An 11178-nucleotide genomic window follows, 5' to 3' on the forward strand; every position below is an offset into this window, starting at 1 on the left:
CCCCCAGAGACCGGACAGTCCACCGGCTGGGCTCCGGTGGCTCGAACCAACTCCCCCATCCGCCGAACCTCAGCCTCATCGGAGGTGCTCATCTCCATCCAGACCTTGCCAGCCGACAACCCGGCCAGAAGTCCGTCATCGGCCTCCATCACCGTCGAGCAGGCCGCAGGCGACGGTAGGCAGGTCACCACCACATCGCAGGCCTCAGCCATCTCACGTGGTGAGTCCGCCCAGGCCGCCCCGGCATCCAAAAACTGACGGGCCGCCTCTCGGTCGAGGTCGCGGACAGTCAGGTCGTAACAGTTGCGGAGCAGGCTGCCAGCCAGCTTGCCGCCCACATTTCCCAGGCCGATGAAACCAATACGCACGGCCGCGCACTCTAGACAGCGGTCGGACTGTCAGGGGTGTCCTACCCTGCTGGCATGTTCGCCAGGATTCGGCCCGACACCTGGAGTCACCTCGCGATCGCCGCTGCCCTAATCATCGGCGTCCTTGTGGCCGGCACGGTCGGCTACACGCTCCTCGGACTGGGCGCGGTCGATGCCGCCTACCAGACCATTGTCACCGTCAGCACGGTGGGGTTCCGGGAAATCGCCGACGGTGACCCGGACACCACCTGGAAGGCGTTCACCTCGGTGCTCATCTTGTTGGGCACCGGCTCGATGCTCTACGGCGCCACATCGGTAATCGAGAGCATCGTTGAGGGCCGTCTCAGCGGCCAGTTTCGGAGGTATCGCATGCAACGTTCCATCGACGACCTGTCCGGCCACCTGATCGTGTGTGGCACGGGACGGGTGGGCCAGGCCATCACTGATTTCGTCCGCTCGGTTGGCCAGGAAGTGGTGGTGATCGACCGCGACGAAACCCGCCTACGCGACGAAGATGTCCTCAACGTGGCCGGGGACGCCACCAGCGACGACGTCTTGCGCCGCGCCGGCATCGAGCGGGCGACCACCCTGGTGTCCGCTCTGCGCACCAGTGTCGACAACCTCTACGTGACCCTCTCGTCCCGGAAGATGAACCCCGACCTATTCATCGTGTCGCGGGCCGACAACTCGGAGTCCATGGCCAAAATGCTTCAGGTAGGCGCCGACCGGGCCGTCAACCCGTACGAGATTGCCGGCTCCCGAATGGCCAGCCTGGCCACCCAACCCAACGTGGCCGACTTCGTGGATGTGGTCGTGCACGACGGGACCTTCGAGGCCAAGCTGCGAGAAATCCGACTGCCCAACGGAAGCGACTTCATTGGTCAGACCATCGACGACCTGGCAATCCGCCAGGAGACCGGGGCAGTGGTACTGAGCGTGCGGGACCGATCAGCGCAGTTCCACACCGACGACGTGACCAGCCGGCCGTTCGCCGACGGAGACGTGATCGTGGCCATCGGGTCCGACGCCGCCCTGGACCGGTTGGCCGGCACGGTGTCGTCCTGACCGCGGACCCGGTCGCCGACTGGCCTCTAGCGTAGGTTCGGACCATGGTCGAACCCGACAACCACCGCTTCGACACCCGCGCCCTGCACGCCGGTCAACGCCCCGACCCGACCACCGGTTCGCGGGCCGTCCCCATCCACCAGACCACGTCGTACGTATTCGACTCGGTTGACCACGCTGCCGGCCTGTTCAACCTGGAGGTCAGCGGGCACCTGTACTCCCGGATCTCTAACCCGACAGTGGCCGTCCTGGAAGAACGCATCGCTTCGCTGGAGGGCGGCGTGGGTGCTGTGTGCACGGCCAGCGGCCAAGCGGCTTTCCACCTGGCCATGGCCACCATCCTCCACGCAGGCGACCATGTGGTGGCCAGTCGCAACATCTACGGCGGCAGCCACAACATCTTGAACCTGACCATGCCCCGGTTTGGGATCACAACATCATTCGTTGACCCGAGAGACCCGGCGGCCTTCGCCAAGGCCATCCGACCCGAGACCCGTCTGGTCTTCGCCGAGACGCTGGGCAACCCCGGCATCGAAGTGCTGGACATTGCCGCCGTGGCTGAGGTGGCCCACGAAGCTGGCCTACCCCTGGCCGTCGACTCCACGTTCGCCACCCCGTACCTGATACGTCCCATCGACCACGGGGCCGACATCATCATCCACTCGGTGACCAAGTTCTTGGGCGGCCACGGGGTGGCTATCGGGGGCGTGGTCGTCGACGGGGGCCGGTTCGACTGGGCTGCCTCGGGGAAGTTTCCGACCCTGACCGAGCCCTACGTGGGCTACCACGGCATCACATTCGCCGAGGAGTTCGGCCCAGCCGCCCTGTCGATGCGGGCCCGGGCCGAGGGCCTGCGGGACTTCGGCGCCTGCATGAGTCCTGCCAACGCCTTCTATCTGCTGCAGGGCGTAGAAACCCTGCCGGTGCGTATGGCCCGCCACGTGGACAACACCCACCGGGTAGTCGAAATGTTGGACGCCCATGAGGCCGTGGAGTGGATCCGCCACCCGTCACATCCCAGCCACCCCGACCACGAGTTGGCCGCCCGCCTCTACCCCAAGGGCACGGGTGCCATCCTGAGCTTCGGCGTACGCGGTGGCCGGGAGGCGGGCCGGAAGTTCATCGAGGCAGTAGGCCTGGCCTCCCACCTGGCCAACGTGGGCGACGCCAAGACGCTGGTCATACACCCCGGGTCGACCACCCACCAGCAGATGAGCGCCGCTGACCTGGCCGAGGCGGGGATCAGCGAGGAGTTGATTCGGCTGTCGGTCGGACTCGAAGACCCGGACGACATCTGCGAAGACCTGGCGCGAGCCCTCCGGGCCTCCCAGCGGTAGGGGTCGCCGTGCACTTCGAGGTAGCCGGACGGACGGTCAACGCGGCCACCGGGGCGGTCTCGGTAGACCGGCCCGAGGTGGTCGACGCCCCACTGGTCGTCCTGGTCCACGGGGCGGGCATGGACCGGTCGGTGTGGTCCCACCAGACTCGCTGGCTGGCCCACCACGACACCCGGGCTCTGGCTGTCGACCTGCCCGGCCACGGCGCGTCCGACGGGCCGGCACTGAGTTCCGTCACTGACATGGCCTACTGGCTGTGCCAGGTGGCCGACGCCCTCGGCGGCCCAATCCACGTAGTCGGCCACTCCATGGGGGCGTTCATCGGCCTGGAGGCGTCGGCCACCGACCCGGACCGGATCGCCTCGTTGGCCCTCCTAGGCGTGGGCGCCACCATGGCCGTCCACCCGGACCTCCAGGCTGCAGCCGACGCTGACGATCCCAAGGCCGCCGCCCTCATGGCCGGCTGGATGCACGGACCCGACCAGCACTTCGGAGACAACCCGACACCCGGCATGTCGATGACGGGCACCAGCCAGGCCACCATCGAGAGTTGCCCGCCCGGCGTCCTGGGACCGGACCTGCGAGCCTGTGCCGCCTACGACGGGGCCGTGACAGCCGCCTCCACTGTCTCCTGCCCTACGACCCTGATCTTGGGTGCCCTGGACCGTATGACACCCCGGAAAACGGCTCAGCCGCTGGTCGACGCCATGGTCGGCGCCACAGTGGTCGAGTTGGCCGCATCGGGGCACGCCCCGATGATGGAGGAGCCGGACACCGTTCGCAGCGTGCTTGGCGAGCACCTGGTCCGGGCCACCGTCTAAACAGCGGCCCCGGCCCTAGTTCTGGAGCAGTTCCCGGAACGGGGTCTCCTTCGACGGGCCCGGTTCCTTGGGTAGCCCCAGAACCCGCTCCCCGATGATGTTTCGCTGCACCTGGTCTGTCCCGCCGTAGATGGATGGGGCCGGGCTGAACACCGTTACCCCCTGAACCAAGCCGCCGGTGCTCGAGGATTCGGGAGCCAGCATCCCGTCGGCCCCGACAATCAGGTTCCCGATGTCACGGCTGCGACGGACCAGTTCGCTCATAGAAAGCTTGGCCAGATTTCCCTCAGCGCCCGTTCGGCTACCACCGGCCTTGGCCCGCAGCAGGTTGAGGCGGTTCACCTCGTTCAGAATGTGCAACTTGGTGATCTCCTGACGCACGACCGGGTCGTCGGAGTTGCCCATCCTCCGGGCCAGATCGATCAGGAGGTTGGTTCCCATACCCCGACCGCCTTCGCCGTCGGGACCCGAGACGGGGTGCCGCTCGGTGAAGTCACCAACCCGCCTTTCCAGACGACCGGCCAGGGTCCCGGGAGCCACTGAGATGGGTTCCCTCCCGGCGCCACCCAAGCTGGCTCGCTCGACGGCCAGCGTGGTGTTGGCCACCGCCCATCCAGCACCTGTGCCGCCGATAACCGCATCGTGAGAAACCCGGGCCTCATCCAGGAACACTTCGTTGAACAGGGCCTGACCGGTCATCTCCCGGAGGGGTCGCACCTCGATCCCCGGCTGCTCCATGTCGATGGCGAAGTAGGTAATGCCCTGGTGCTTAGGGGCGTCTGTGTCGGTCCGGGCGATCAGCATGCCCTTCTGGGCCAGGTGACCTCCGGAGGTCCACACCTTCTGACCGGTAACTACCCACTCGTCGCCGTCACGCTCGGCTCTGGCCTGCAAGCCGGCCAGGTCAGAGCCGGCACCCGGCTCGGAGAACAACTGGCACCAGGCCACCGTGCCGTCGAGGATTTCTGGAACGTACCGGTCGACCTGTTCGGGAGTGCCGTGCACGGCGATAGTTGGAGCGGCCAGCATCGAACCCAGCCCGGTGGGCGGCCCAACCACCCCGGCTTCAGCCAAGCCGGTTGACACGGCAGCCACCAGGCTCCGGCCGTAGCCTCGCCCACCGGCCTCGGTCGGCATGGCTGGCGAGGACCAGCGTCCCTCGGCCAGACGCTTCCACCAGTCGGCCACCGTGAGGTCGGGGTCCCAGTTCTCGTCCAGCCAAGCATCCAGTTCGGCCCGTACGTCAGCGGCAGTGAGATCGCTCATGGTCGGAGTTTGGCATGGGCCCCCGTCCGACGGCTAAGCCGCCAACCTGCGTCCCATGGCACGGAAGTTCCACTCCGTCCGAGAAATCTCCTCCTCGGCCACCAGCCTCATCGGTAGGGTTAGGAACGAAGCTCCGACAGCCACCGAGGAGGTCTGACCGGTGCGCTGGTCATCACTGTTCATCCCTACTCTGCGCGACGCCCCAGCCGAAGCCGAGGCAGTCAGCCACCAGTTGCTGGTCCGCGGCGGCTTCATGCGCCAACTCCAGTCCGGGCACTACTCCATGCTGCCGCTGGGCTGGCGGGTTCACCAGAAGGTGGCCCAGGTCATCCGCCAAGAAATGGACGCCATCGGGGCCCAGGAGTTCCACCTACCGGCCATGCACCCGGCTTCGCTATGGCAGGCCTCGGGCCGCTGGGAGTCCATAGGTGAGGAGATGTTCCGCCTCACCGACCGTAAGGGCGCCGACCTGGCCCTCGGGATGACCCACGAGGAAGTCTTCGCCTCCCTGTCCCTGGAGCTGAGCTCGTACCGGGACCTCCCCCAGATCTGGTACCAGATCCAATGGAAGTTCCGTGACGAGCCCCGCCCCAAGTCGGGCCTGCTGCGTGTACGGGAGTTCGCCATGAAGGACTCGTATTCGTTCGATCTGGACGATGCCGGGCTAGACCGTTCGTTCGACCTCCACCACGACGCCTACCTGCGGACCTTCCGGCGCCTCGACCTCGATGCCCAACCCGTGGAGGCATCGTCGGGCGCCATGGGCGGAAGCGCCTCGATCGAGTTCATGGTCGAGTCCGACGCCGGCGAGGACGACGTGGCGATCTGCGAGGGCTGCGGGTACGCGGCCAACGTGGAGCGTGCTACCGCCGCACCCGCTCCCGTGGAGAACCGGCCCGGCAGCGACAGCCCGGAAGCCTTCCCCACGCCGGGGGTCCGCACCATCGCCGCCCTCGCCGAGGCCGGCCACCCGCCGGTCCACCAGGTCAAAACCCTCGTCTACAGGGTGGACGGAGCCCTAACCCTGATCCTGCTGCGAGGCGACCACCCGTTCCTGGAACAGAAATTCGCCGACGCCACAGGGGCTGTCGACATCGTGCCGGCTGAGGCCGACGAGATCCGGGCAGCGCTGGGCGCCTCCCCGGGCAGCCTGGGCGCCGTCGGGGTCTCCAACCTGGCGATCTACGCCGATGAAGCCCTGCGGGGCCGCTCGGGCATGACCACCGGAGCCAATGAGGACGACGTGCACCTTGCCGGCGTGGACGTGGAACGAGACGTGGCCGTTGACCACTGGATCAACGTCCGGGGAATCCTGGACGGCGAGGCCTGCGCCTCGTGCGGAAAAACCCTGCGGGTGGCCCGTTGCATCGAGGCTGGCCATATTTTCAAGCTGGGCCGAAAGTACAGCGAGGCTCTGGGCGTGACAGTCCTGGACGCTGAGGGCGAGAACCGCGTTCCCACCATGGGGTCCTACGGCATCGGCGTGGGACGGGCCATGGCCGCGGTGGCCGAGACCCACCACGACGAGAACGGCCTGATCTGGCCGATGGCCATCGCCCCGTACGAGGTAGTGCTGACCGTGGTCAAGGTCGACCACGAGGAATCGATGGCCGTGGCCGAACGGCTCTACGACGACCTGCAGTCTGCTGGGGTAGACGTCCTCCTCGACGACCGCGACGGGCGCGCCGGAGTGAAGTTCGCTGACGCCGAGCTGGTCGGTATCCCCCTCCGGGTCACCATCGGTCCCCGCGGAATTGAAAACGGGCAACTGGAGCTCACCAGCCGAGCTGACGGCGAGCAGGTCGACATACCGACCGACGAGGTAGCCGGTCAGTTGGTCGAGCTGGTGGCCAACGGGCGAGCAGCGGGCCGGTAGCGTTCAGCCCTCACGACCGGCCATTCCGCCGAGGATCCCCGCCATGCCCAAGACGATCGACCGCACGCTCCCCATCAAGCGCTACCGCAAGGTGGTGGCAACCTCCGACCTCCCCGGGGTCCCGGAGGGAACGGTCGGCAAGGTGCGGGTGGCCAACGGCGTCTCGTGGTACCGCTACTGGGTGGACTTCGACAACGGCGTACGGATGGGCCAGGTCAGCCACGCCGACCTCTGCCTCGAGGGCGACTGGGGCCGGTTCCAGTTGGACCGGGTGGAGGACGAACGCCGGGCCGCCGAGGCTCCCGAGGTGACCGACGAGGCCGAGGACGGCGAAGCCGACGGCGAGGGTTCGACCGGCAACCGTTTCGGTATCCCTGAGCACCTGCTGGAGCGCAGTCGGGCCGCCCGGGAGCGTCTCGGCGCCTGACCCTCAGCGCTTCCGGAGCGCCACCGGTCACAGCGGACCGGCACCCCTCACCGGGGTATCCTTCCCCGTCCCGCCCCTTCCCTCTTCAGCCCCGGAGGCTTCCTCGATGTTTAAGCCCGGCGACAAGGTCGTCTACCCGCACCACGGCGCGGCGATCATTGAGAAGAAGGAGAAGCGGAAGGCCTTCGGGAAGACCACCGAATACCTGGTCCTCCGTATGGCCCACGGCGAGCTAACGCTCTCCGTGCCGGTCGAGAACGCCGAGGATGTCGGCATGCGTTGGCCAATCTCCAAGGAAGACGTGAAGGACCTATTTGAGGTACTCCAAAAGCGGGATATCCGCGAGCCCGCCAACTGGTCCCGACGGTTCAAGAACCACCAGGAGAAACTTAAGAGCGGCGACGTCTACCAGGTGGCCGAAGTGGTTCGGAACCTGGCGCTACGTGACCAGGCTAAGGGCCTGTCAGCCGGCGAAAAGACGCTCTACAACAAGGCCCTAGACGTGCTGGTCTCCGAGCTGGCCTTCGCCCTCAACACCCCTGAAGAGAAGGCAATGGCCAAGGTCGCTGACGCCCTCTCCTAGGCGGCCCGCCCTGTCCTATGCTCCGAACGGGGTCCGGCACGGGCCGGGTCCGTTGACGAGACAGGGTGGTTCGAGATGACGGACGGACCTGAACGGCGAATCGTTGTCGGTATGGAGGGTTCGGGCTACGCCCGGGCCGCCCTCATCTGGGCCATCGAGGAGGCGCACCATCGGGGCGCGGTCGTCGAGGTGGTCACCTGCTACTCCCCCACCTACGTGCCGGCCGCTCCGGACCTCGGCTACGTACCGTTGGACTCGTTCGACCTGGCCGCTGAAGTGGAGAAGATGCAGAGCGAGGTCATCGATTCAGCGCTGGAGGCCTCCGCGTACAGCGGTGACGTCAAGATCCGGCGAACCCTGGAGAAGGGCCGGCCGGCCGACACCCTGATGGCGGTGGCCGAGGGTGCCGACATGCTCGTGGTGGGCAACCGGGGCCGTGGCGGGTTCGCCGGTTTGCGCCTCGGTTCGGTCAGTCAGGCCATCGCTCATCACAGCCCGTGCCCGCTGGTCATCGTACGTACCGGCCTGGCTGACGATTGACCCGCCGGAAAGCCGCCTCCGTCTGGATTTTTCGACGCCGGTGTGATGCGCGTCACACCGTTTTGCGCGAGAGTGGGCACCACGCATCCACGACCCGTGAAGGGGGACCTGTATGAGCGGCACCGAGGAGGAGGTCGGCGGAGAGCCCGTCGACGAGATCGCGAAGATCGCCGGACCGATTGGTGGGCTGTGGGTGGCCTACAACGACCACGGCATCGCCGGAGCAAGTTTCGCGAACCTGAAAACCTTCGCCCGGTTCCGCGAGGAACACCACGACCGCACGGGACGTCCATCGGCGCGGGCCGAGGCCATGCCCGACGATCTGTTCGACGCCATCGAGCACTCTTTCAACACCGGCGACCGTGATGCCCTCACCTTCGACCTCCGGGGCGGAACCCCGTTCCAGATCGCGGTGTGGGAGGCCTGCCTGGCCATCCCGGCTGGCAAGACCCGCACCTACGCTGACCTGGCCAAGGCCATCCACCGACCGAATGCCGTCCGGGCCGTCGGAACCGCCCTGGGAGCCAATCCGATCCCGGTGCTTATCCCGTGCCACCGAGTGGTCCGGACCGACGGAAGCCTGGGCGACTACGCCTTCGGCCTCCCCATCAAGGAACGTTTGCTGGACCGCGAAGCGGTCCGCTCGGCCGCCTGATTCGCCTTCTCCGGGGTCGGTCCGGCAGAGTGCCCGGATCGACCACTAGGAGGCCCCATGTCCGACGAACGGCCCCACGACCCAGCCGAGGGCGGCGTCACCACCGAGGTCCGCGACCGGATCCTCCTGATTGGCCTAGATCGGCCGGCCAAGATGAACGGCTACACGCCGCAGATGGCCCGCCAACTGGTCGACGCCTTCGAGCGCCTCGACGAGGAAGATGACCTGTGGTGCGGGGTGCTGTTCGGCCACGGCGACCACTTCACCGCCGGGCTGGACCTGCCGAAATTCCGCGACGCCATGAAGAGCGGCCAGCGCTACAAGCGGACCGAGCGGGTCGACCCGATGGGGCTGGGCCGGCGCTGCCGGAAACCCCTCGTGACCGCCGTACAGGGTGTGACATTCACCCTGGGCATCGAGTTGATGTTGGCCGGGGACATTGTGGTGGCCGCCGACGACTGCCGCTTTTCTCAACTGGAGCCCCTACGGGGGATCCACGCCGCCGGCGGGGCAACCATTCGGTTCGTGGACCGGGGAGGGTGGGGCAATGCCATGTACCACCTGCTCACGTCGGACGAGTTCGACGCCGCCGAGGCACACCGCATCGGCCTCGTCCAGGAGGTCGTGCCGGCCGGCACGCAGCTAGATCGGGCTATCGAGCTGGCTCGAGTCATCTGCGAGGGTGCACCGTTGGCCGTGCAGGCCACCAAGGCCTCGTCGGCCCGCTACCTCCGTGACGGCGAAGATGCATGTATCGCCGCTCTGGCGGGCACCCAGGCCGAGTTGGCCGCTACCGACGACGCAGAGGAGGGCGTGGCCGCCTTCAAGGAGCGCCGCAAGGGCAACTTCGCCGGCCGGTAGACCGACCTAGACGTCCGACCAGGGCACGTCGACCAGAGCGTCTTTCAGTTCGTACTTGAGGATTTTCATGGTGGCGTTGCGGGGTAGCGGCCCGTCGTGGACCACCAGTTGCTCGGGCACCTTCTGGCGCATGAGGGTGGCGTCGGTGCAAGTGGCCACCATCTCCTCGTAAGTGAGGGGCTCGGCACCCTCGGCGGTCTCGACCACCGCGCAGACTCGTTCACCGCGGTCCGGATCAGGTAGGCCAATAACGGCCACCGCCTCGACCTTGGGGTGGGCGTAGAGGACGTCCTCGATCTCCTTGGCGGCGATGTTCTCACCCTTGCGGATAATGATGTCCTTGACCCGGCCGGTGAGAGTTACGTGGCCGTCCCCTCGCATGACGGCCAGGTCGCCGCTGCGGAACCGTCCTGCCTCGTCAAACGCCTCGGCGTCCAGCGCCGGGTCCCTGTAGCCCTTGAAGAGTTGCGGGCCAGAGATCCGGACCTCGCCCTCCTCGCCGCGGTCGCACTCGATGCCGTCCGGTCGACAGATTGTGACTTCGGCGGCAAACACTGGATGGCCTTCAGTGTGGGCCAGCTGGTCATCGGTATCGGTGGGCGAACCCTGACAGATCATGGGGCTTTCGGTCATGCCGTAGCCGTGCACTACCGGGATCCCCATCTCGGCCTGTACCTCAAAGAACACTTCGGGTGGCTTTGGGGCGCCACCGCCGGACAGCAGGCGCAGCGTGGGGATGATCGGCTCGTCGGGCTGCTGGCGCTGCACGCCCAGGAACATGGTGTAAAAAACCGTGCTGCCGCCGGCCATGGTCACGCCATGCCGGTTGAAGGCCTTGATGGCGGCCATCAGGTCGAACTTCTCAACGAGTACCGCCGGGAAGCCGTTGGCCAGGAGGCACACCAGGTAGTCGGGTCCCCCGATGTGGGCGTACGGGAAAGCAATGGAGCCCACGTCGGAGGGCTGCATGTCCAGAGCCCGAGCCAGGCCTACCCCTCCGGCCATCAAGCTGGCGTCGGTGTGTAGCACACCCTTGGGGTCTGACGTGGTTCCCGACGTGTAGTAGATCCACCGGATGACGTCTCGACCGTCGACTGGCACGGTCGGAGCGGGCGGGAGGGCCGCCGGGTCACCCTCGGGAAGGCCCGCCGAGGCGTCGACCACGGCGGGCGGCATATCTAGGTCGGCCACGACGCGCTCCACCATCGCCTGGTAGTCAAAGCCACCCCACTTCCCCGGAGTGAGGACCAGTTCAGAGGCCGTTTGGCGGATACAGAAGCCAACCTCACGGTCCCGGTAGATATGAATGATCGGGTTCTGGACGGCCCCTAGACGGGATAGTGCGAGGGAAGCCACCACGGTGTCGATCCGGGTCGGCA

The 11178-nt window shown here is 66.9% G+C and carries 12 protein-coding genes; 9 read left to right on the top strand and 3 right to left on the bottom strand.

What is annotated here, in order from left to right; translation table 11 throughout:
- On the bottom strand, nucleotides 1–368 hold a 368-nt coding region (locus MK181_10260), incomplete at its 3' end, for an NAD(P)-binding domain-containing protein (GenBank protein MCH2420181.1).
- A gap of 54 nt (nucleotides 369–422) precedes the next feature.
- Between MK181_10260 and MK181_10265 the strand changes: the two genes are divergently transcribed.
- The 3 genes from MK181_10265 to MK181_10275 are packed head-to-tail and all read left to right on the top strand — an operon-like array spanning nucleotide 423 to nucleotide 3591.
- Nucleotides 423–1433, top strand: coding sequence for a TrkA family potassium uptake protein (locus tag MK181_10265; protein ID MCH2420182.1), 1011 nt, complete (start codon nucleotides 423–425; stop codon nucleotides 1431–1433).
- 44 nt (nucleotides 1434–1477) lie between these two features.
- Entirely contained in the window at nucleotides 1478–2770 is a 1293-nt protein-coding gene (locus MK181_10270; GenBank protein MCH2420183.1) for an O-acetylhomoserine aminocarboxypropyltransferase, read from the top strand.
- Nucleotides 2771–2778: 8 nt separating this feature from the next.
- The gene (locus MK181_10275; protein MCH2420184.1) at nucleotides 2779–3591 is read left to right on the top strand and encodes an alpha/beta hydrolase; all 813 of its coding nucleotides are present in this window, start codon (nucleotides 2779–2781) and stop codon (nucleotides 3589–3591) included.
- 15 nt (nucleotides 3592–3606) lie between these two features.
- Here MK181_10275 and MK181_10280 read toward each other — a convergent pair whose 3' ends face one another.
- Nucleotides 3607–4857, bottom strand: coding sequence for an acyl-CoA dehydrogenase family protein (locus tag MK181_10280; protein ID MCH2420185.1), 1251 nt, complete (start codon nucleotides 4855–4857; stop codon nucleotides 3607–3609).
- Between the two features lie 160 nt (nucleotides 4858–5017).
- On the opposite strand from MK181_10280, the gene MK181_10285 reads away from it, so the two are divergent.
- From MK181_10285 to MK181_10310, 6 genes are all read left to right on the top strand, one after another.
- Nucleotides 5018–6733 (top strand): proline--tRNA ligase, encoded by a 1716-nt coding sequence (locus MK181_10285; GenBank protein MCH2420186.1) that lies wholly within the window; start codon nucleotides 5018–5020, stop codon nucleotides 6731–6733.
- Between the two features lie 43 nt (nucleotides 6734–6776).
- Nucleotides 6777–7160 (top strand): hypothetical protein, encoded by a 384-nt coding sequence (locus MK181_10290; GenBank protein ID MCH2420187.1) that lies wholly within the window; start codon nucleotides 6777–6779, stop codon nucleotides 7158–7160.
- 106 nt (nucleotides 7161–7266) lie between these two features.
- The gene (locus tag MK181_10295; GenBank protein MCH2420188.1) at nucleotides 7267–7743 is read left to right on the top strand and encodes a CarD family transcriptional regulator; all 477 of its coding nucleotides are present in this window, start codon (nucleotides 7267–7269) and stop codon (nucleotides 7741–7743) included.
- 75 nt (nucleotides 7744–7818) lie between these two features.
- The gene (locus tag MK181_10300) at nucleotides 7819–8283 is read left to right on the top strand and encodes a universal stress protein (GenBank protein MCH2420189.1); all 465 of its coding nucleotides are present in this window, start codon (nucleotides 7819–7821) and stop codon (nucleotides 8281–8283) included.
- A gap of 112 nt (nucleotides 8284–8395) precedes the next feature.
- Nucleotides 8396–8938 (top strand): methylated-DNA--[protein]-cysteine S-methyltransferase, encoded by a 543-nt coding sequence (locus MK181_10305; protein ID MCH2420190.1) that lies wholly within the window; start codon nucleotides 8396–8398, stop codon nucleotides 8936–8938.
- A 57-nt stretch (nucleotides 8939–8995) separates the two neighbouring features.
- Entirely contained in the window at nucleotides 8996–9799 is an 804-nt protein-coding gene (locus MK181_10310; GenBank protein ID MCH2420191.1) for a crotonase/enoyl-CoA hydratase family protein, read from the top strand.
- A gap of 6 nt (nucleotides 9800–9805) precedes the next feature.
- Here MK181_10310 and MK181_10315 read toward each other — a convergent pair.
- Nucleotides 9806–11178: AMP-binding protein (locus MK181_10315; GenBank protein ID MCH2420192.1), on the bottom strand; the 1373-nt coding region annotated here is incomplete at its 5' end.

It is taken from the genome of Acidimicrobiales bacterium, from assembly GCA_022452035.1.
GTDB lineage: Bacteria > Actinomycetota > Acidimicrobiia > Acidimicrobiales > MedAcidi-G1 > UBA9410.

Coding starts and splice junctions, on each gene's coding strand:
- MK181_10265 (MCH2420182.1), top strand. CDS start 423: ATGTTCGCCAGGATTCGGCCCGACACCTGGAGTCACCTCGCGATCGCC.
- MK181_10270 (MCH2420183.1), top strand. CDS start 1,478: ATGGTCGAACCCGACAACCACCGCTTCGACACCCGCGCCCTGCACGCC.
- MK181_10280 (MCH2420185.1), bottom strand. CDS start 4,857: ATGAGCGATCTCACTGCCGCTGACGTACGGGCCGAACTGGATGCTTGG.
- MK181_10290 (MCH2420187.1), top strand. CDS start 6,777: ATGCCCAAGACGATCGACCGCACGCTCCCCATCAAGCGCTACCGCAAG.
- MK181_10295 (MCH2420188.1), top strand. CDS start 7,267: ATGTTTAAGCCCGGCGACAAGGTCGTCTACCCGCACCACGGCGCGGCG.
- MK181_10300 (MCH2420189.1), top strand. CDS start 7,819: ATGACGGACGGACCTGAACGGCGAATCGTTGTCGGTATGGAGGGTTCG.
- MK181_10305 (MCH2420190.1), top strand. CDS start 8,396: ATGAGCGGCACCGAGGAGGAGGTCGGCGGAGAGCCCGTCGACGAGATC.
- MK181_10310 (MCH2420191.1), top strand. CDS start 8,996: ATGTCCGACGAACGGCCCCACGACCCAGCCGAGGGCGGCGTCACCACC.